This is a genomic window from Stenotrophomonas sp. STEN038 (assembly GCF_056759895.1).
In genome coordinates, this window is record NZ_JBRRDW010000050.1 from 12,559 (window position 1) to 32,448 (window position 19,890).

A 19,890-nucleotide genomic window follows, 5' to 3' on the forward strand; every position below is an offset into this window, starting at 1 on the left:
CGATTGAAAAGGTTTCAACTGTCAATTATGCCTGATCAGCCGCGCCAGCCCCAACTGGACGAAGGTCTGGGGTTCAGCTGTGCTCGTGCCCGGCCGGCGCCGCGGCCTCCCCGTTCTCCAGCTGGTCGAGGAAATCCACCGCCCGCCGCAGGTGCGGGATGACGATGGAACCACCCACCACCAGGCCGACCGAGAAGGTCTCGAAGAACTCCTCGCGGCTGACCCCGGCCTCCTTGCACTGGGCCACGTGGTAGCTGATGCAGTCATCGCAGCGCAGCACCATCGAGGCCACCAGGCCCAGCAGCTCCTTGGTCTTCACATCCAGCGCGCCGGCCTGGTAGGTCTGGGTATCGAGCGCGAAGAAGCGCCGCACCACCTGGTTGGGCTCGGCGAGGATGCGCTGGTTCATGCGCTGGCGGAACTCGGTGAATTCAGCCAGGCGGTCCTTTTCGTTGTCGGCGCTCATGCGCCCTGCCCGGCCAGCAGCGGCTCCAGCTTGCCTTCGCGATGCAGCGCGATCATGTCGTCATAACCGCCCACATGAACGTCGCCGACGAAAATCTGCGGCACGCTGGTGCGCTTGGTCAGCGCCATCATCTTCTCGCGCGCAGCCGGATCCAGGTCGATCCGGACCTCGGTCCAGGACTGGTTCTTGCTCTTCAGGAAATTCTTGGCCGCTACGCAGTACGGGCAGACGGCGGTGGAGTAAATGGTGATCTCCGGTGCACCGGTGCTGGATGAGGTTGTCACAACGAAACTCCTGAGTGGAAACATTGTCTGTATATGGTACCGGTCGCGCGGATTATCGATGCCACCGACAGAACACAGCGGGTTAACCTGTGCTTCACACCCGCACCCCGCTTCCCCGTCATCCTCCGCCTTGCCACTACCCGGAGTCACCGCTTGCGCAACCTGCTGCTTGCCACCGCCATAACCCTGGCCCTGGCCACCCCGCTGTCCCGTGCCGATGAAAGCAAACTGCCCGACATCGGTTCGTCGGCCGGCGAGCTGCTGACCCCGGCACGGCAGGCGGAGTACGGCGGCATGATGCTGCGCGAACTGCGCAACTACGGCTACCTGTTGGACGACCCGCTGGTGGCCGACTGGCTCACGACCATGGGCACCCGGCTTGGCTCCAACAGTGCCCAGCCGCAGCAGAAGTACACGTTCTTCATGATGAAGGACCGGCAGATCAATGCGTTTGCCACATTGGGCGGCTACATCGGCATGAACGCCGGCCTGGTCCTGACCGCCGAGCGCGAGGACGAGGTGGCCGCGGTGCTGTCACACGAAATCGCCCACGTCACCCAGCAGCATGTGCTGCGCGGGGTCGAACGTGCCCAGCGCGACCAGATCCCGATCCTGCTCGGCATGCTGGCGGCGGTGGTCGCCGCGCAGCAGGCAGGCGGCAATTCCTCCGGCGACGCGACCATGGCCGCGATCACCTCCGGCATGGGGCTGATGCAGCAGCGCCAGATCAACTTCACCCGCTCCAACGAATCGGAGGCCGACCGCCTCGGCATCCGCACCCTGTCCCGCAGCGGCTATGACGTGGACGCCATGGCCGGCTTTTTCGAACGCATGTCGGCGGCAATGCGCGGCAACGAAGGCGGCTATTCCACGCCGGACTTCCTGCGCACCCACCCTGTCAACATCACCCGCATCAGCGAGGCCAAGGCGCGCGCCGAGCAGATGAAGAAGGACACTGTCCTGTTGACCACCCAGACCCCGACCGGGGTTCTGCAGGAGCGGGTCAATCCGTCAGTACCGGATACCAGCAGCAGCCCACTGAGCGGCGGCAACCCGCTGCTACCGGCCGGCCTGCAGCTGTCCCTGCCCGACAACAGCCTGCCACGCGGCGCCACCGGCCTGTTCGACTGGGCCCGCGAACGCCTGCGCGTGCTCAGCGCACCTACCCCGTCGGAACTGGTACGGGAATACGAAGGCCTCAAACGCAGCCAGAAGAATGGCCTGACCGATGCGCAACGCTATGGTGTAGCCATCGCCCGCCTGCGTGACGGCGGCGCCGGTGGCGTCGCCCAGGCGCTGCCCGAGCTGCAGCAGCTGCTGCAGGAGTACCCGGACAACCTGTGGGTCAACCTGGCCGTGGGCGAAGCCGAATCGCGCAGCGGTCGCCACGAAGACGCCAACAAGCGCTTCGACGCGCTGCTCAAGCGCCTGCCACAGAGCCGCCCGGTAGCCCTGACCTATGCGCAGGTATTGAATGAACAAGGCGGCGTCGCCGCCGGCCAGCGCGCGCAGGCCATGTTGCGGCCACTGCTGGCCCGCTCCAGCGACGACCCGGTGTTCCAGGCCACCTTCGCCCGCGCCAGCGAACTGGCCGGCGACAGCACGCGCGCAAGCGAGGCCTATGCCGAAGCCGCCTATTTGAATGGCCGGCCCGAACAGGCCTTGATCCAGTTCCAGGCCCTGCTCAAGCAACCCGGGCTGGATTACGTGAGCCGCGCACGGGTGGATGCCCGCATCGAGTCGATCATGCCGACCGTGCTGGAAATGCGCAGGCTCGGCGTGCAAGACCCGGAAATGTCACGAAAGTGAACCTGCTTGCGACAATTTGCCGGGTTTACCGCTCGCCAATGTCACAAACCCGTCATCAAACCGTAGTCTACTGAGCACATCCCTTATTGATGGGCATTCCGGTAGGCGCCACGTGCAGAAACGTATCCTGATTGTCGATGACGAACCCGCGATCCGTGACATGGTCGCCTTCGCCCTGCGCAAGGGTGAGTACGACCCGGTCCATGCCGGCGATGCACTCGAAGCACAGACCGCCATTGCCGACCGGGTACCGGACATGATCCTGCTGGATTGGATGCTGCCGGGTACCAGTGGCCTGGAACTTGCCCGCCGCTGGCGCAAGGAAGTGCTTACCCGCGATGTGCCGATCATCATGCTCACCGCTCGCGGTGAAGAGAACGATCGCGTCGGCGGCCTGGAAGCCGGTGTCGACGACTATGTGGTCAAACCGTTCTCGGCGCGCGAACTGCTGGCACGCATTCGTGCGGTGATGCGGCGCACCCGCGACGATGACGAAGACGGCAGCGTTGGCGTTGGCAACATCCGCATCGATGGCGCCGCCCACCGCGTGTTTGCCGGCGATGTACCGGTGCCGATCGGTCCCACCGAATACCGCCTGCTGCACTTCTTCATGACCCACCCTGAGCGCGTCTACACCCGCTCGCAGCTGCTCGACCATGTCTGGGGCGGCAGCGTGTATGTGGAAGAACGCACCATCGACGTGCATATCCGCCGCCTGCGCAAGACGCTGGAACCCTTTGGCGCCGAGAACATGGTGCAGACCGTGCGCGGTGCCGGCTATCGCTTCTCCGCCGCTACCTGAACGGTGGCGGTCGCGCGGCCGCAGGCGATGCTATAACCCGGGATACCCCCGCCGGATCCATCCAGTACCACCGAGAGCGCAATGCCCCGCCAATTCCGATCTGCCTGGTTGAAGACGCTGGCCACCGTGGCCGCGCTGCTGTTGCTGGCATGGGGGCTGGGGGCGTTGCTGGGCCATCCCGCCCTGAGCGTGGCGATCACCGCCATGGCGATCCTGACCTGGCATTACTGGCGCCTGCGCCAGCTGCTGTTGCGGCTGACCGCCCGCCAGCGCTGGGACACACCGCAAGGCGTTGGCGTCTGGAACGAGCTGGACCGCCTGCTGTCACGCAACCAGCAGGAAATGCGCGCGCGCAAGCGTCGCCTGGTCGAGATGCTGCGCAGCTACCGTGCCGCCGCCGCCGCGCTGCCCGATGCGGTGGTGGTGGTCGACCGCAACACCCAGCGCGTGCAGTGGTTCAACGAGGCTGCAACCGCCCTGCTCGGCCTACAGCATCCGGCCGACATGGAGGCTGCGCTGGTGCCCCGTCTGCAGCCGCTGCCGCTTGCCCATTGGCTGGCCGGTGGCCGCAACGCCGAACCGATCCTGGATGCCAACTCGCCGGTCGATCCGGCCATCCGCCTGCATATGCGTTTGATCCCCTACTCGGATCACCATTGGCTGCTGGTAGCGCGTGATGTAACCAAGCTGCTGCATCTGGAACAGGTGCGCCGCGACTTCGTCGCCAATGTCTCGCACGAACTGCGCACACCGCTGACCGTGGTGCACGGCTACCTGGACATGATGGACCCGGAGGATTTCCCCGATACCGGGCCGATGCTGTCGGAGATGCGCAAGCAATCGCAGCGCATGGCGCAGCTGGTCGAAGACCTGCTGACCCTGTCGCGGTTGGAGTCTCAACAGCATGCCGAGCTGGAAACGGTGAGCATGACCTCGATGCTGGCCTCGTTGCGGCGTGAGGCCGAGGCACACAGCCAGGGCCGTCACACCATCACCGTCGAAGACCAGGCCGGCGTGGATCTGGCAGGCTCCAACAAGGAGCTGCACAGTGCCTTCTCCAACCTGCTGACCAACGCCGTGCGTTACACCCCGGCAGGCGGCCGCATCAGCCTGACCTTCAGCCGCGAGGGCAATGGCGCGGTACTGGCCGTCACCGACACCGGCTACGGCATTCCGGCCAATCACCTGCCGCGATTGACCGAGCGCTTCTACCGGGTTTCCAGCAGCCGTTCGCGCGAAAGCGGCGGCACCGGGCTGGGCCTGTCCATCGTCAAACACATTCTTGGCCTGCACCAGGCACGCCTGGAAATCCGCAGCGAAGTCGGCCAGGGCAGCACCTTTGCCTGCCACTTCGACGCCGAGCATGTACGCCCGCGCAATGCATCCCCCTCGCCCCTGTCCATGGAAGACTTTCCGGCATGACCCCTCCTCCGCCCCCCGCCACTCCCGTCGTCGGCACCGATCCCCTGCGTGATCCGGCGTTGTACATCAACCGGGAACTGTCACAGCTGGATTTCAATTTCCGCGTGCTGGCACAGGCGATGGATGAGCAGGTGCCGTTGCTGGAGCGGCTGCGCTTCCTGTGCATCTCCTGCACCAACCTGGACGAGTTCTTCGAGATCCGCGCCGCCGCGGTCCGCCATGCACAGGAATTCGGCCTGCCGCCGGCGCCGGACGGGATGAGCCCGCAGGCCATCCTCAACGCCATCCACGACCGCGCCGCCGAACTGGTGGACCAGCAGTACCGCTGCTGGAACCAGGTACTGCGTCCGGCCCTGGGCGAGGCCGGCGTCGGCATCCTCGCCAACAAGACCTGGACGCCGCGCCAGCGCCGTTGGCTGCGCGCCTATTTCCGCAACGAGATCATGCCGGTGCTGTCGCCGCTCGGCCTGGACCCGTCGCATCCGTTCCCGAAGATCCTCAACAAGTCGCTGAACATCGTCGTCGTGTTGAAGGGCACCGACGCCTTCGGCCGCGCCGGTCATCTGGCGCTGGTGCGTGCCCCGCGTTCGCTGCCGCGCATCATCCAGCTGCCCGAATCGCTGGGCGGTCCGCAGAACTTCGTGTTGCTGTCGGCGGTGTTGTCGGCCTTCGTCGATGAACTGTTCCCGGGCATGGATGTGCAAGGCGCCTACCAGTTCCGCGTCACCCGCAACTCCGAGTTGGTGGTGGACGAGGAAGAAGTGGAGAACCTGGCGCTGGCGCTGCGCGATGAACTGGTCGACCGCGGCTATCGCCCCGCGGTGCGGCTGGAGATCGCCCACGACTGCCCGAAGCCGATCATGCAGACCCTGCTGCAGAATTTCGGCCTGTCCGAGAACGCGGCCTACCGCATCGATGGCCCTGTCAACCTCAACCGCGTGATCCAGGTGTATGACCTGCTGCAGCGCGCGGACCTGAAGTACCCGCCGATGACCCCGCGCGTGTTCAAGTCGCCCGAGGGCATCTTCGAGACCGCCGCGCAGGGTGACGTGCTGCTGCACCATCCGTTTGATTCCTTCAGCACCGTGCTGGAGCTGATCCGCGAAGCCGCGGTCGATCCCAACGTGCTGGCGATCAAGCAGACGCTGTACCGCACCGGCAAGGACTCCGGCATTGTCGAAGCCTTGATCCTGGCCGCACGCAACGGCAAGGACGTTACCGTCGTGGTCGAGCTGCGCGCGCGCTTCGACGAAGAAGCCAACCTCGGCCTGGCCGATCGCCTGCAGGATGCCGGCGTGCAGGTCGTCTACGGTGTGGTCGGCTACAAGACCCACGCCAAGATGCTGCTGATCGTGCGCCGCGAGGGCCGCAAGCTGCGCCGCTACGTACATCTGGGCACCGGCAACTACCACAGCGGCACCGCCCGCGCGTATACCGACCTGAGCCTGATCACCGCCGATCCGGACATCGGCAACGATGTGCACCTGCTGTTCCAGCAGCTCTCCGGGCTGGCCCCGAAGATGAAGCTCAAGTGCCTGCTGCAATCGCCATTCACCCTGCATGCCGGGCTGATCAAGCGCATCGAGCGCGAGACCAAGCTTGCCCTGGACGGCAAGCCGGCGCGCATCATCGCCAAGATGAACGCCCTCAACGAGGCGCAGGTGATCCGCGCCCTGTACGCGGCCTCGCAGGCCGGCGTGCAGATCGACCTGATCGTGCGCGGCGCCTGCACGCTGCGACCGGGCGTGGAAGGCGTATCGGACAACATCCGCGTGCGTTCGATCGTCGGCCGCTTCCTCGAGCACAGCCGCGTCTACTGGTTCGGCAACAACGGCGCGCCCGAGCTGTACTGCGCCAGCGCCGACTGGCTGGAACGCAACCTGCTGCGCCGCGTGGAAACCTGCTTCCCGATCCTGGATACCGATCTGTCCCGGCGCATCTACCGCGAGGTGCTGCAGAACTACCTGGACGACAACCTCAATGCCTGGGACCTGCAGGAAGACGGCCGCTACATCAAGTGCGAGCCAGCACCCGGCCAGCCTCCGCATTCGGCGCAACAGGCACTGATGGAAGGGCTGTAAGCAGCAGCCATCGAGAGCAAGTGGAAGGAACCAGTGCAACAGCGGGCATCCGCCCGCTTTCACTGGGTCCTACGTGGGCGGCCGTTAGCGTCTGGCGTACCCGTCGCAGACCGCGCCGCCACTGGTTCCCGGATCCCGCATCTATGTCCCTGGTTACTTCATCCGCTACCATTCCGCCATGCCCCAGTCTTCCCTGACCCCACCGCCCCTGCAGGACGGCGACCTGCTGGCCGCCATCGACCTGGGCTCCAACAGCTTCCATATGGTCATCGCGCGCTACCTGCTCGGGCAGCTGCGGGTGGTGGACCGCCTGCGCGAAACCGTGCGCATGGCCGACGGCCTGGATGGCAAGGGCGGCCTGTCGCCCGAAGCCCGCCAGCGCGCGCTGGAATGCCTGGCCCGGTTCGGCCAGCGCATCCGCAACATCCCGCCCTACCGCGTGCGTGCGCTGGCGACCAATACCGTGCGCCAGCTGCGCTCGCCGCTGTCGTTCCTGATGCCGGCCGAAACCGCGCTCGGTCACGCCATCGAAGTGGTCAGCGGCCGCGAGGAAGCGCGCCTGATCTACCTCGGCGTCGCCCATGCGCAACCGCCCAAGCCCGACCAGCACCGGTTGGTGATCGACATCGGCGGCGGCTCCACCGAGTTCATCATCGGCCAGGGCATGCAGACGCTGGAACGCGAAAGCCTGCAGGCCGGCTGCATCGCCAGCACCCGGCGCTTCTTCCCCGGCGGCAAGCTGAGCAAGAAGCGCTGGAAGGACGCACTCACCGAGATCGGCGCCGAGTTCCAGCCCTTCGCCAACAAGTACAAGGCATTGGGCTGGCAGGAAGCACTGGGCTCGTCCGGCACCCACAAGGCGATCAGCGAGATCTGCGCGGCAATGAAGCTGAGCAAGGGCGCGATCACCGCCGAAGCGCTGCCGCAGCTGCGCGAGGAACTGCTGCGCGCCAAGAACATCAACGAGATCGAACTGCCGACGCTGTCCAACGAGCGCCGACCGATCATCGCCGGCGGCGTACTGGTGCTGGAAGCCGCCTTCCAGGCGCTGGGCCTGCAGAAGCTGCTGGTCAGCAAGGCGGCGATGCGCGAAGGCATCCTCTACGACATCATGGGCCGCGCCAACGACAACGATCCGCGCGACGAATCGGTGGCCGCACTCACCCAGCGCTACGCCATCGACGAGAACCAGGCACAGCGCGTGGAAGCCACCGCACAGCGCTTGTTCGAGCAGGTTTCCGACGCCTGGAAGCTCGACGTCGACGATGCCCGCATGCTCGGCTGGGCAGCACGCCTGCACGAGCTGGGCCTGATGATCGCGCACAGCGGTTATCACACCCACGGCAGCTACGTGATCGAGCATTCGGATATCGCCGGCTTCTCGCGGCAGGAACAGCAGATGCTGGCGGCACTGATCCGCACCCATCGCCGCGGCATTCCCAAGAGCGCTTTCGAAGCCCTGCCCGAGCGCCTGTTGCTGCCGGCCAAGCGCACCGCGGCAATACTGCGGTTGGCGGTGCTGCTGCACCGCGCGCATGAGTCCGACTCGATCCCGACCCTGGAGCTGTCCGTCGACGGCAATACCTTGTCGCTGATCCTGGCCAAGGACTACATCGACGCGCGCCCGCTGCTGCGCGCCGACCTGGTTGGCGAAGCCGAAGGCATGACTGGGCTGGGGATCAGCTTCCGCCCGTTCGTGGCCTGAGCCGCACCCGCCATACCGGCACAGGCGCTCGCGCCCACGCTGGACAATAGACGAAAACCACGGCCCTTCGCAGGCCGTGGTTTTCGTCATTCAGGGCCGTCATAAAGCAGTCAGATCACCGTAACAGGTGCTTCATCGGCTACGCGCATCCTCGCCAAAAACCGGGAGCCAGCCATGCGCTTTGCGATCGTCACCGAGACCTATCCACCGGAGGTCAATGGCGTTGCCTTGACCGTGCAGGGACTGGAACATGGTCTGCGCAGCCGCGGCCACGACGTCGATGTCATACGCCCGCGCCAGCAGCAGGAAGGCGCCGGCGGCGCCCACGAGATCCTGGTGCGCGGCGCCGGCCTGCCGCGTTATCCCGGCCTTCGTTTCGGTCTGCCGGCACCGTTGCGGCTGGCCAGACAATGGCAACAACAACGGCCGGATGCGATCTACGTGGCCACGGAAGGCCCGTTGGGATGGTCGGCACTGCGCACCGCGCGGCGGCTGGGCATCCCGGTCGCTTCGGGCCTGCATACGCGTTTTGATGAATACCTGCCCGACTATGGCGCTGCCTGGTTGCAAGGCACCGCACTGCGCTGGATGCGGCGCTTTCACAATCAGGCAGAAGCCACCTTGGTCCCCACCCGCGAGTTGCAGCAGTTTCTTCTGGACAACGGTTTCTCCCGAGCGCGCTTGCTCGCGCGCGCGGTGGATGGCAGTCAGTTCGATCCAAACAAGCGCGATGCCGCCCTGCGTGCCGATTGGGGCATTGAAGGCGAAGGCTTTGCGGTGATCTACGTCGGCCGCATCGCCGCGGAGAAGAACCTGGGGCTGGCAATCAAGGCATTCCGCTGCATCCAGCAACAACGGCCGAAGGCACGCTTTGTCTGGGTCGGCGATGGCCCGATGCGCGAGAAGCTGGCCGAGCAGAACCCGGACTTCATCTTCTGCGGCGTGCAACGTGGTGAGGCATTGGCACGGCATTTCGCCAGCGGCGACCTGTTCCTGTTCGCCAGCCGCAGCGAAACCTTCGGCAACGTCACTCTGGAAGCCATGGCCAGCGGCGTGGCGACCGTCGCCTTCAACTACGGTGCCGCCCGCGAACATCTGCAGAGTGGACACAGCGGTGTTGCAGTGGACAACGATGAGAACTTCATCGCCGCTGCCGTACAGCTGGCCAATGATGACGAAATGCGCATGACCCTCGGTGCCAACGCCAGCCGCGCGATGCAACGCCTGCATCCGGAGCGGGTGGTCGCCGAATTCGAAGCACTGCTCAGCGAACTGGCTTCCCGGAGACGCTGCCATGCGATTGCTGCCGCCTGAAGGAATTGCCGCGCGCGAGGCACGCTGGTGCCGCCGCGCGAACCGCTATGGCCGCCGTCGTGGCATCCGCCGCCTGTTCTCGGTGCTGAGCCGGCTCGGTGATGGCGTGTTCTGGTACATGTTGATGGGCGCACTGGTGCTGGCCGATGGCCTGGATGGCCTGCAGGCCTCCGCGCACATGGCCGCCACCGGCGTGCTGGCGCTGACCCTGTACAAGCTGCTCAAGCGCTGGACCCGGCGCCCGCGCCCGTTCGCCGCCGACCTGCGCATCCGCGCCTGGGTGGCGCCGTTGGATGAATACAGCTTTCCTTCGGGGCATACGCTGCACGCCGTGTCGTTCACCGTGGTAGCGCTGGCCTATTACCCCTGGCTGGCCCCGCTGCTGCTGCCCTTCACCCTCGGCGTAGCGCTGTCGCGGGTGGTACTGGGACTGCACTACCCCAGCGATGTATTGGCCGCTACCGCCATCGGCATACTGCTGGGCACAGGCTCGCTGCAGCTGTTGCCGCTGCTCACAGGCTGATCAGGCTCTACAATGCGGGCATGACAACGCTGTTCATCTCCGACCTGCACCTGGACCCCAGCCGTCCAGCCATCACTGAGCTGTTCCTCGACTTCCTGCGCGGCGAAGCGCGGCAGGCCGAGGCGCTGTACATCCTGGGCGACCTGTTCGAAGCATGGATCGGCGATGACACGCCCTCCAGCGCCGCCGATGCGGTTGCGCTGGCGCTGCTTGAGGTAAGCGAAGCCGGTGTGCCGGTGTACTTCATCCGTGGCAACCGCGACTTCCTGCTGGGCAACGACTATGCCGCGCGCGCCGGCATGCGCATCCTGCCGGACCCTTCGGTGATCCAGCTGTATGGCAAGCCAGTGCTGCTGCAGCATGGCGACCTGCTGTGCACCGACGACGTCGCCTATCAGGCCTTTCGTGCACAGACCCGCAACCCAGCCTTCATCGCCCAGTTCCTGTCGCAGTCGCTGGAAGCACGCGTGGCCTTCGCGCAGAAGGCCCGTGCCGCCAGCCAGGCGCATCAATCGGAAATGAAACAGGACGACAAGGCCACGTTTGAAACCGTCACCGATGTCGCACCTGCCGAAGTGGTCGCCACCTTCCAGCGCTATGGCCTGGAAACGATGATCCACGGCCACACCCATCGCCCGGCGATCCATACCGTGAACGCCGGCGAGCACAGCTTCACCCGCATCGTGTTGGGTGACTGGTATGAGCAGGGCTCGGTGTTGCGCGTGGATGCGGACGGGTTCCGGCTGGAAGCGCTAGGCTGACGCTGCTTGTAGGAGCGGCGTCAGCCGCGAAGCCGGGACAAAAAAGCCGTCAGGCATGCCTGCAATTGCAGACCTGTCTGACGGCTTTTGCATTTGTGGCTTCGCGGCTTACGCCGCTCCTACAAACGCCTGGGGTCAGGGAGCTTCCACCGGTACCGATGGATCGCGGGCGCAGCCCTTGAAGGTGTCCTTGCCGAGCACGAATTCGGCGGTGAATGGATGCTTCAGGTCGGACATGCCGTCCGAGCACTCGGCACGCTGCACGGTCAGCCGGAAGGCATCCTTGCCCTCGCCGCCCTGCACTACCAGCAAGCCATCCTGCAGCGCGCGGCTGCCTTCGAAATGTTGCGGGCTGGCCTGGGTTTCCGGCGTACTGTAGTCGAGCTTGGCACCGTCCACGCGCACACCCCAGAACGGCTCGGTACCCGAGGCCTGCACGATGACCGGGAAATCATCCTTGGCAGCGGCTGCGTCAGCCGGTGCGACAGGCGCAACCGGGGCCGGCGCGGCGGCAGTGGAATCAGCAGCGGGCTTGGGCCCGTTGCATGCCGACAAAGCCACTACCAGCGTGGCCAGCGTAAGAATCTGCTTCATTGTTGTCTCCTTGACTGCATCGTTGCCGATCGAGAACACGCTGGGATGTGACTCGACGTGATGTTGGCGCATGCCCTTGCATCAACCCGTGAAAGACATGGATACGGAAAGCCGCATCTGCCGCGCCGATGGTGGAATGCAGGCGAGCTGGTCGTCAATCGGACACGGCCCGAGTTGCGGAATTCGTTCATCGTTGATGCGTTCAATGCCAGCGCAAGCGGGCCCAGCCACTGCAGTGCCTGGGCGCTTCAGCACGCACGTTGCTCAACCGGCCTGTTCGACCAGGTAGTCCAGTTCTTCTTCATCAAAGCCGGCCAACAGCCGTGCTTCCAGATTGAACGGGCCGCGCAGGTAGCCGCCGGCATATTCACCCAGCAATTCCTTGAAACGCGGCCTCGGCGCGACGCCAGCGCGCGCGCAATACCAGTGATACCAGCGCGTGCCTGCAGCGACATGGGCAACCTCCTCGCGCAGGATCACTTCCAGCACGTCGGCGGTAACGCCATCTCCCAACGAACGCAGCTTGCTGATCATCGCCGGGGTCACATCCAGGCCACGTGCTTCCAGTACGCGCGGCACCAGCGCCATCCGCGCCAGGCCATCGTGTGCGGTCTTCTCGCACATCTCCCACAGCCCGTTGTGGGCGGGGAAATCGGCGTAGTCATGACCATGCGCCAGCAGCCGATCACGCAGCAATACGAAGTGGCGTGACTCATCGTCGGCGCAGCTCACCCAATCCGCATAGAAGCTGCCTGGTAGGCCACGGAAGCGATAGACCGCGTCCCAGGCCAGGTCGATGGCATTGAGCTCGATATGGGCGATGGCGTGGATGAAGGCGGCGCGGCCGTCCACGGAACCCAGACCACGACGAGGCAGGTCGCGCGGGTGCACCAGCACCAGTTGCGACGGGCGGCCCGGCGCGCGGATGGGATCTGGCGCTGGTGCTTCTGTCGGCAGCTTCAGTGTGCCTGCGCGGTAGCGCGCGGCGTAGTGCTGGGTGAGCGCGACTTTCTCAAGCGGGTCGGCGGCGGCCATGCAGATGCAGGCGGCGTCGAGCAGGGAGAAGCCTGCTGCTTCGGGCGGTGCGGCGAATGCTTGGTTGGTTATGGACGGCAGTGCTTGTTGCGGGTTCATGGGTGCTCACATGTTGCCGCTTCGTTCTGCCCTCACCCCAACCCCTCTCCCGCAGGCGGGAGAGGGGCTTGGATCAGGCGCGGCGCTGGGTCTTGGCTTCGTCCGAACGCAGTTGCTGGATGCGCTCGAAGTAACCCGGCTCGATGCCGGTGACGTACTCGCCGTTGAAGCAGGACGAGTCGAATTCCTTCAGCTCCGGGTTGCCTTCACGCACGGCGACTTCCAGGTCTTCCAGATCCTGGTAGACCAGCCAGTCGCAGCCCAGGTGCTTCTCGATCTCCTCGACGCTGCGGTTGTGCGCGACCAGTTCCTCAGCCGCCGGCATGTCGATGCCGTAGATGTTCGGGTAACGCACCGGCGGCGCGGCGCTGGCCAGATAGACCTTGCGTGCGCCGGCATCGCGCGCCATCTGCACGATCTGCTGGCTGGTGGTGCCACGCACGATGGAGTCATCCACCAGCAGCACCACCCGGTTGCGGAATTCCAGATGGATCGGGTTGAGCTTGCGACGCACGGACTTCACCCGCTCCCCCTGGCCCGGCATGATGAAGGTGCGGCCGACGTAGCGGTTCTTGACGAAGCCTTCGCGGTACTTCACGCCGAGCACATTGGACATCTCCAGCGCGGCATCGCGCGAGGTGTCCGGGATCGGGATGATGGTGTCGATGTCATGGTCCGGACGCAGGCGCAGGATCTTCTCGCCCAGCTTCTGGCCCATGCGCATGCGCGCCTTGTGCACCGACACGTTGTCCATCATCGAGTCGGGACGTGCGAAGTACACGTACTCGAAGATGCACGGGGTCTGCTGGGTGTTGGTCGCGCAGATCTCGGTGAACAGTTCACCGCGCTCGGTGATGACCACCGCTTCGCCCGGCGCCACGTCGCGCATGCGCTCGAAACCGAGCACGTCCAGCGCCACCGATTCGGACGCCACCGCGTACTCGACGCCTTCGGCATGGTTGCGCTTGCCCAGCACCAGCGGGCGGATGCCGTGCGGGTCGCGGAAGGCCACCAGGCCCAGGCCCAGCACCACGCTGACCACTGCATAGCCGCCCTTGCAACGACGGTGCACGCCGGCCACGGCGCGGATCGCCGCTTCCGGAGTCAGCATGCGCTGCGCGTCCAGTTCGTAGGCGAACACGTTCAACAGCACTTCGCTGTCCGAATCGGTATTGATGTTGCGGCGGTCAGCCTCGAATACCTGGCGACGCAGCGCCTCGGTATTGATCAGGTTGCCGTTGTGCGCCAGCGCGATGCCGTACGGCGAGTTGACGTAGAACGGCTGCGCCTCGTCGGTGCCTTCCGAACCTGCAGTCGGGTAGCGCACATGGGCAATGCCGATGCGCCCCTGCAGCAGCGCCATGCGGCGCTCGTCAAATACATCACGGACCAGGCCGTTGGCCTTTTCCACGCGCAGGCGGGTGCCGTCTGCGGTGGCGATACCGGCCGCATCCTGGCCACGGTGTTGGAGGACGGTCAGGCCGTCATAAAGCTGCCCGGCGACGTTCTGGTTGCCGACGATTCCGACGATGCCACACATGTTGCGCGATCTCCGCTGGGCGATGCCCGTTAACGTGAAGGTGGCCGTGCCTGGCCCTGAGGCTCAACCCGTATCGGCTTGAGTTGACCCGGGCGCACCTGCGCCGGATCGATGTTGGAGGGCAACGCCCCCGCCGGGTCAGCTCGGCCTTGCTCTGCACTGCGCTGGCGGGGATCAAAACGCGTCCCTTCCAACGGCGCCGGTAGCAAGCCACTGCCCGCATCTGCTTCGTTCGGTCCGCCATTATCGCCTGCCAGCACCGACTTACCCAAGTCCATCAGCGCCATTGCCGGCGATTCAGGTGGATGCGGCAGCTTTTCACGCAGCCAGTCGGCGGTCGGCTGCAGCCACGGCACCACGCTGGACTGGCGCCAGCCCTGCTCCTGGGGCATCGAGGTGAAGCCCAGCAGCAGTACCGCCAGCACCGCGAACAGCACGCCACGCACAATACCCAAGGCCAAGCCCAGCAAGCGATCCGGCAACTTCAGCAGCACGGTGGCATCTACCACACCACGCAGCAGGCGCCCGACCAGGGTCGCCGCCAGCAGCACGCCGATGAACACCAGCAGATAGCCGCCGGCGTACTCGCCAGCACTGGGCTGGCCCTGATCGGCCAGCATCAAGGCCGCGCGTTCGCCGTAGTAGAAGGCGGCAGCGCCGGCCAGCAGCCAATTCAGTACGCCGAGCACGGTCGCCAGCAAGCCGCGCATCAGCCCGAACAGGGCCGACACGCCGATCAGCGCCAGCAACACCAGATCAATCACCGCGCGCCCCGCAAGTGAGGCGCAGCGCTGCGCGACTGATCGGCAGGACGCAGCGCCGCATCAAGGATGCGGGCGGACCATGCCGGCGACGCCGACCTTGGCCGCGACCTGTGCCTTTAGCTGCTCAGCCTGCTCGCGACTGGCAACCGGCCCGACCCGGACACGGTTGAGCACGCCGTTGTCGGTACGCACCTGCTCGACAAAGGCGCTGAAGCCGGCAGCACGCGCGCGGTCACGCAGTGCATTGGCATCGGCAGCTTGGCCGAAGGCACCCAGCTGCACGGCAAAACCAACACCACTGGCAGCCGGAGCGGCCGGGGTGGTGACGGCCGGCTTGGCCGGGGTTGCCGCAACCGGCTTGGCCGGTTCGGGGCGGGCCGGCTCAGGCTTGGGCGCTTCCGGCTTTGGAGCCGCAGGCTTGGGCGCAGCCACGACCGGCTTGGCCGGCTCCGGCGGCAAGGCCTCGGTGCGTACCGGAGCAGTGGTGACTGCAGCGCTAGCGGTGCTGCTGGCAGCGGGCGTGACGGTAGCGGTCGGTGCCGGAACTGCGTTCTCAGCGGTGGCATTGAGCACCACAACCTGTGCATTCACGTCGTTGCGGACCTTGCCCGCCTCCAGTCGCACCAGTTCCGCCTGGGCACGATCGGCATACGGGCCGATGCGCACACGCCAAGCCTGGCGACCATTGATGGTGTCGGCCTGACGGAAGCCCGGCAGGTTGGATTTCTTCAGGTGCGCGATCACCGCGTCGGCGTCAGCCTCGCTGCCATAGGCACCAAAATTGACCGCGTAATTGCCGGCAGCGGCAGACGGCGGCAAGCCGTTGGCCGGCTGCTCAACGGCGGTGGCAGTGCCGGGCTCAGGCTGTGCGGCAGGCATCCCCAAGGCGCCTCCGGCCGGTGCGCCAGGTGTCACCAGCGGCAACTCGCGGGTTTCAAACTGGCCTTCGGCGGGCGCTGCAGGCGCGCTCAGCGGCACGTCCTGTACGCCACTGTCCGGCGCCGGCCCTTTGACCAGCATCGGCAGGAAGATCACGGCAAGCGCCACCAGAACGATGGCACCAATCAGTCGCTGTTTCAGAGGAGTTTCCACAATTGGCGTATGCGCGGCGCGGCGGAGTGCCCCGGTGATTATATGCGGGGCACGCGCGGCAGCGTCTTAGTCAGCTGAACGGAGTACCGGCAGCGCTTCGGCCACCGTGTGGAAGGAGCCGAACACCAGCACACGGTCGCCTGGACTGGCCTGGGCCAACGCGGCATCCAGCGCCCCGCTGACGTTGGCGGACAGGCCAGCTTCGGCGGCATGGGTCTGCGCCAAGCGTTCGCGCAGGTGCGCGGCGGTCTGTCCGCGCGCACCTTCCAGCCCGGCCAGGAACCAGCCATCGACCTGCGTCTGCAGGGCTTCGACCACACCCGCAGCGTCCTTGTCCGCCAGCGCGGCATACACCGCCAGCGTGCGGCCCTGCACCGGTTCGGCCTTCAATGCCGCGGCCAGCGCAGCGGCGGCCTGCGGGTTGTGGCCGACATCCAGCAATACGGCCACACCGCCACGCTCGAAGCGCTGCAGGCGCCCGGCGATGTGTGCATCGGCAATGCCCTGCGCCCACGCGGTGCGCGGCACCTGCTTGTCCAGGGCGCGCAACGCAGCGACCGCGGTGGCGGCATTGTTGCGCTGGATCGGCGCCCACAATGCCGGCTGCGGCAGTTCCAGGCGGAACGAGACATCGCGCCAGCGCCACAGTTCGCCATCAATGTCCTCGGCGAAGAAGTCGCTGCCAAAGCGGATCGCGTTGGCACCAAGCACGTAGGCGCGACGCAGGACGCTGGAGGGCGGATCGATCTCGCCGAGGATCACCGGCTTCCAGCCGCGGATGATGCCGGCCTTCTCCTGGCCGATGGCTTCGCGGTCGGCACCCAGCCAGTCGGCGTGGTCGATATCTACAGTGGTGATCACCGCCACATCGGCGTCGATGATGTTGACCGCATCCAGACGTCCACCGAGGCCGACTTCCAGCACCGCCAAGTCCAATCCGGCCTGCTGGAACAGCCACAGCGCACACAAGGTGCCGTATTCGAAATAGGTCAGCGCGGTGTGGCCACGGGCGTCTTCGACCGCATTGAAGCCTGCCACCAGACTGGCGTCATCCACGTCCTTGCCGTCGATGCGCACGCGCTCGTTGTAGCGCAGCAGGTGCGGCGAGGTGTAGGCACCCACCTTCCACTCTGCGGCACGGGCGATGGACTCGATGAAAGCCACGGTCGAACCCTTGCCATTGGTGCCACCAACCACGATGCAGTGCTCGGCCGGCCGTCCCAATTGCATGCGCTGGGCGACTTCGCGCACGCGCTCCAAGCCCATTGCGATGGCTTGTGGGTGCTGCTGTTCGATATGGGCGAGCCACTGTTCAAGCGTGGCGGGACGGGCGGAAGACATGCGGAGGACTCTCGGGATCATGGGCCGGCACTGCAAGCCGGCTGCGCGTTGCGCGCGGGAATGGTGCCCATGATACAGCGGCAGCTGCACTCAGCCGCCAAGCTTCCCGGCATGTCATACCGGGCTGTGCGTAGTGCCGAGCCATGCTCGGCAGGGGCCTCACCAGTAACCCATCAACCCCCAGCCAATTTGTGGGAGCGGCGTAAGCCGCGAAGCCAGAGCAAGATCAGAAGCGGAGAGCAACCCCCTCCCCAGCCCTCCCCTTCGCTACGCGAAAGGGAGGGAGGGAGCGTAGTACCGAGCCATGCTCGGCAGGGCTTCACCGGTAGAGCCTCAGCCGAGCATGGCTCGGCACTACCAAAAGCGGTTTACGCACTCCGATTACAGCGCGCGGTGCTTGGCTTCGCCGAAGAACGGGGTGTGGTGGGCACAGTCGTTCAGGCGCACCACTTCCAGGTGCTCGACGTCCGGGCCTTCCAGCAGGTTCAGCGTGGTCGGAGCCTGGCGGAAGCTCCACAGCTTGGAAATCGGCAGACCGAGGATCTTGCACAGAATGACGCGATTGACCGCGTCATGCGCGACCACCAGCAAGGTGTCGTCCTCGCCCAGGCCTTCGGCGGCGGCGGTCAGGCCGCGCCAGCTGCGGTCCAGCACCTGCCGCAGTGATTCGCCACCAGGCATCAGCACGGTGTCGGGTTCCTCGCGCCAGGCGCGCAGGCGTGCCGGGTCCTTCTCGTCGATCTCGCTGGCGAGCAGGCCTTCCCATTCACCGTGGGCGATTTCCTGCAGGTCCGGCTCGGTCAGCAGCATGGCTTCACGCGCACTACCCAGCGCGGCCTTGGCGGTGGCCTGCGCACGGCTCAGCGGCGAGGCCACGGCGCGGGTGATCTGCACATCGGCCAGCCGCTCGCCCAGGGCTTTTGCCTGGGCCTCACCCACCGGCGAGAGGGGAATGTCGATCTGGCCCTGATAGCGGCCTTCGGCGTTCCACGGCGTTTCGCCGTGACGGGCAAGCAGGATGCGCATGCAGCTGTTTCCATTGTGATGGGGGTCCCCGCCAGCTGTCCGCGACGGGAGGGGCATCATAGCCCGGCCGTGCGCTGATACCGCCCACAGTTACCTTCGATACGGATCCGCGACCGATCTCCGCGTGGTCGGCTATCCCTCCGCTCGCCGCGATCGTCCGCCAAGTGCACCAACGGCACGGTTGCAACTCCGGCGCAGGCGTTACCATGCCGATTCCCTATCGGTGGCACGGCGTGACTTCCGCACAAGGGCAGCAACCTCCAGGCCCCAAACGCGGCATGACCAGCACCCCCACTTCTCCAAAGCCGTTCAATCTCAAGCTCTGGCATGAACGCCGCGACCCTTGGTTCGCGGTGCTGATCACCGTGCTGCTGCATCTGCTGATGTTGCTGCTCCTGCTTTACTCCAATCCGCCGGTGGTTTCCTCGCCACAGGGCTCCTCGGGCGGCGGCCGGACCAAGGTCGATTTTGTTGGTGAGGCACCGCCGTCCACAGAGCAGAGCAAGGTCCCTCCAAAGGACAAGCCCAACAAGACCACGCGCTCGCAACCCAAGCCGACCACGCAGCGGCGCAGCGAGGAACGCAAGCCGGTACCGGAAGCCCGCTATATCGAACCGCCGAGCGAGCCGGAGCAGGAAGAGGCCAAGACCCAGGAGGTCGCCCAGACCCCGGCCGCGCCAGCGGCGGCGGCCAGTCCATCGGAAACCGTGCCGCGTCGTCCGCAGACCTGGACTGGGCGCCCACCCGGCTCGCTGGACAGGACCACCGCGCAGGACGATTACGGCCGCTCCGCGGGTCAGGGCAATGACAGCGGCAGAAGCGTCGACCGCAGTGCCGGAGCGCCGGCCATGGAAGTCGGCGGCTACCAGATCGTCTACGATCTGCTCAGCGAGGAGAAACTGCGTGCATGGATGGACGGTGCCAAGGAAGTGGATGGCAAGAAGGAACTGTCGATCCCGCTGCCCGGCACCACCTATCTGATGGTCTGTCCCGCCGAGGTCGCACTGCGCCGAGGCTCCAGCAAGTGCCGCATGCTGCAGGCCGGCTCGCCCGAGCTGCAGGACATCGGCGATGCCCGCCAGTTCGTGATCGTGATGTATGTCTACCGCTACGGCGAACTGCTGTGGCGCGGGCCCGGCCCATACCGCTGAGCCTAGTTTCACGAGCGACCAGCAGGACTCCAAACTTGGAACGTATAAAAGGAACTACAAAAGAGGCGCACCAGATCTGGT

Annotated in this window: 18 protein-coding genes; 9 read left to right on the forward strand and 9 right to left on the reverse strand. The window is 65.8% G+C overall.

Going from position 1 to position 19,890, the window contains the following annotated elements:
* Nucleotides 1-73 precede the first annotated feature (73 nt).
* Entirely contained in the window at nt 74-466 is a 393-nt protein-coding gene (locus ACVOLS_RS17240) for a carboxymuconolactone decarboxylase family protein (RefSeq protein ID WP_481546636.1), read from the reverse strand.
* Entirely contained in the window at nt 463-774 is a 312-nt protein-coding gene (gene grxC, locus ACVOLS_RS17245) for a glutaredoxin 3 (protein WP_481546637.1), read from the reverse strand. Before grxC ends, ACVOLS_RS17240 begins: the two co-directional genes overlap by 4 nt.
* Nucleotides 775-903: 129 nt before the next feature.
* Here grxC and ACVOLS_RS17250 point away from each other — a divergent pair, with 129 nt between their 5' ends.
* The 8 genes from ACVOLS_RS17250 (at nt 904) to lpxH (ending at nt 11,167) form a co-directional block, all read left to right on the forward strand.
* Nucleotides 904-2,559 carry a M48 family metalloprotease gene (locus ACVOLS_RS17250; RefSeq protein WP_481546638.1) on the forward strand — a complete coding sequence of 552 codons (1,656 nt, stop codon included), beginning with the start codon at nt 904-906 and terminating at the stop codon, nt 2,557-2,559.
* A 112-nt stretch (nt 2,560-2,671) separates the two neighbouring features.
* Nucleotides 2,672-3,361, forward strand: coding sequence for a phosphate regulon transcriptional regulator PhoB (gene phoB / locus ACVOLS_RS17255; RefSeq protein WP_282269705.1), 690 nt, complete (start codon nt 2,672-2,674; stop codon nt 3,359-3,361).
* An 81-nt stretch (nt 3,362-3,442) separates the two neighbouring features.
* Nucleotides 3,443-4,783 (forward strand): phosphate regulon sensor histidine kinase PhoR, encoded by a 1,341-nt coding sequence (gene phoR / locus ACVOLS_RS17260; RefSeq protein WP_481546639.1) that lies wholly within the window; start codon nt 3,443-3,445, stop codon nt 4,781-4,783.
* Nucleotides 4,780-6,864, forward strand: a complete 2,085-nt coding sequence (gene ppk1 / locus ACVOLS_RS17265; RefSeq protein WP_481546640.1) for a polyphosphate kinase 1 — start codon at nt 4,780-4,782, stop codon at nt 6,862-6,864. Before phoR ends, ppk1 begins: the two co-directional genes overlap by 4 nt.
* Nucleotides 6,865-7,042: 178 nt before the next feature.
* A complete protein-coding gene (gene ppx, locus ACVOLS_RS17270; RefSeq protein ID WP_481546641.1) occupies nt 7,043-8,569 on the forward strand; it encodes an exopolyphosphatase in 1,527 nt (508 codons plus the stop codon).
* Nucleotides 8,570-8,743: 174 nt separating this feature from the next.
* The gene (locus tag ACVOLS_RS17275; protein ID WP_481546642.1) at nt 8,744-9,883 is read left to right on the forward strand and encodes a glycosyltransferase family 4 protein; all 1,140 of its coding nucleotides are present in this window, start codon (nt 8,744-8,746) and stop codon (nt 9,881-9,883) included.
* The gene (locus ACVOLS_RS17280; protein WP_481546643.1) at nt 9,864-10,406 is read left to right on the forward strand and encodes a phosphatase PAP2 family protein; all 543 of its coding nucleotides are present in this window, start codon (nt 9,864-9,866) and stop codon (nt 10,404-10,406) included. Before ACVOLS_RS17275 ends, ACVOLS_RS17280 begins: the two co-directional genes overlap by 20 nt.
* Before the next feature lie 20 nt (nt 10,407-10,426).
* Entirely contained in the window at nt 10,427-11,167 is a 741-nt protein-coding gene (gene lpxH, locus ACVOLS_RS17285) for a UDP-2,3-diacylglucosamine diphosphatase (protein WP_481546644.1), read from the forward strand.
* Between the two features lie 135 nt (nt 11,168-11,302).
* Here the strand turns inward: lpxH and ACVOLS_RS17290 are convergent, their stop codons facing one another.
* The 7 genes from ACVOLS_RS17290 to ACVOLS_RS17320 form a co-directional block, all read right to left on the reverse strand.
* The gene (locus tag ACVOLS_RS17290) at nt 11,303-11,761 is read right to left on the reverse strand and encodes a COG3650 family protein (RefSeq protein WP_481546645.1); all 459 of its coding nucleotides are present in this window, start codon (nt 11,759-11,761) and stop codon (nt 11,303-11,305) included.
* A gap of 264 nt (nt 11,762-12,025) precedes the next feature.
* Nucleotides 12,026-12,796 (reverse strand): ferritin-like domain-containing protein, encoded by a 771-nt coding sequence (locus ACVOLS_RS17295; RefSeq protein ID WP_481546651.1) that lies wholly within the window; start codon nt 12,794-12,796, stop codon nt 12,026-12,028.
* Nucleotides 12,797-12,968: 172 nt separating this feature from the next.
* The gene (purF, locus tag ACVOLS_RS17300; RefSeq protein WP_481546646.1) at nt 12,969-14,435 is read right to left on the reverse strand and encodes an amidophosphoribosyltransferase; all 1,467 of its coding nucleotides are present in this window, start codon (nt 14,433-14,435) and stop codon (nt 12,969-12,971) included.
* 29 nt (nt 14,436-14,464) lie between these two features.
* A complete protein-coding gene (locus tag ACVOLS_RS17305; protein ID WP_481546647.1) occupies nt 14,465-15,199 on the reverse strand; it encodes a CvpA family protein in 735 nt (244 codons plus the stop codon).
* A gap of 60 nt (nt 15,200-15,259) precedes the next feature.
* Complete coding sequence (locus ACVOLS_RS17310; protein WP_481546648.1) at nt 15,260-16,291, reverse strand: SPOR domain-containing protein; 1,032 nt, start codon at nt 16,289-16,291, stop codon at nt 15,260-15,262.
* A gap of 66 nt (nt 16,292-16,357) precedes the next feature.
* Nucleotides 16,358-17,632 (reverse strand): bifunctional tetrahydrofolate synthase/dihydrofolate synthase, encoded by a 1,275-nt coding sequence (gene folC / locus ACVOLS_RS17315; RefSeq protein WP_481546649.1) that lies wholly within the window; start codon nt 17,630-17,632, stop codon nt 16,358-16,360.
* A gap of 381 nt (nt 17,633-18,013) precedes the next feature.
* Nucleotides 18,014-18,658 carry a histidine phosphatase family protein gene (locus ACVOLS_RS17320; protein ID WP_481518037.1) on the reverse strand — a complete coding sequence of 215 codons (645 nt, stop codon included), beginning with the start codon at nt 18,656-18,658 and terminating at the stop codon, nt 18,014-18,016.
* A gap of 278 nt (nt 18,659-18,936) precedes the next feature.
* On the opposite strand from ACVOLS_RS17320, the gene ACVOLS_RS17325 reads away from it, so the two are divergent.
* The gene (locus ACVOLS_RS17325) at nt 18,937-19,809 is read left to right on the forward strand and encodes a type II toxin-antitoxin system RelE/ParE family toxin (RefSeq protein ID WP_481546650.1); all 873 of its coding nucleotides are present in this window, start codon (nt 18,937-18,939) and stop codon (nt 19,807-19,809) included.
* Nucleotides 19,810-19,890: the final 81 nt, after the last annotated feature.

Excerpts from the sequence above, each read along its gene's own strand:
- lpxH (WP_481546644.1), top strand. The coding sequence starts at position 10,427 with ATGACAACGCTGTTCATCTCCGACCTGCACCTGGACCCCAGCCGTCCA.
- ACVOLS_RS17275 (WP_481546642.1), top strand. The coding sequence starts at position 8,744 with ATGCGCTTTGCGATCGTCACCGAGACCTATCCACCGGAGGTCAATGGC.
- ACVOLS_RS17325 (WP_481546650.1), top strand. The coding sequence starts at position 18,937 with ATGACCAGCACCCCCACTTCTCCAAAGCCGTTCAATCTCAAGCTCTGG.
- ACVOLS_RS17320 (WP_481518037.1), bottom strand. The coding sequence starts at position 18,658 with ATGCGCATCCTGCTTGCCCGTCACGGCGAAACGCCGTGGAACGCCGAA.
- ACVOLS_RS17280 (WP_481546643.1), top strand. The coding sequence starts at position 9,864 with ATGCGATTGCTGCCGCCTGAAGGAATTGCCGCGCGCGAGGCACGCTGG.
- ppk1 (WP_481546640.1), top strand. The coding sequence starts at position 4,780 with ATGACCCCTCCTCCGCCCCCCGCCACTCCCGTCGTCGGCACCGATCCC.
- purF (WP_481546646.1), bottom strand. The coding sequence starts at position 14,435 with ATGTGTGGCATCGTCGGAATCGTCGGCAACCAGAACGTCGCCGGGCAG.
- grxC (WP_481546637.1), bottom strand. The coding sequence starts at position 774 with ATGTTTCCACTCAGGAGTTTCGTTGTGACAACCTCATCCAGCACCGGT.
- ppx (WP_481546641.1), top strand. The coding sequence starts at position 7,043 with ATGCCCCAGTCTTCCCTGACCCCACCGCCCCTGCAGGACGGCGACCTG.
- ACVOLS_RS17290 (WP_481546645.1), bottom strand. The coding sequence starts at position 11,761 with ATGAAGCAGATTCTTACGCTGGCCACGCTGGTAGTGGCTTTGTCGGCA.
- ACVOLS_RS17240 (WP_481546636.1), bottom strand. The coding sequence starts at position 466 with ATGAGCGCCGACAACGAAAAGGACCGCCTGGCTGAATTCACCGAGTTC.
- phoR (WP_481546639.1), top strand. The coding sequence starts at position 3,443 with ATGCCCCGCCAATTCCGATCTGCCTGGTTGAAGACGCTGGCCACCGTG.
- ACVOLS_RS17295 (WP_481546651.1), bottom strand. The coding sequence starts at position 12,796 with ATGGCCGCCGCCGACCCGCTTGAGAAAGTCGCGCTCACCCAGCACTAC.
- folC (WP_481546649.1), bottom strand. The coding sequence starts at position 17,632 with ATGTCTTCCGCCCGTCCCGCCACGCTTGAACAGTGGCTCGCCCATATC.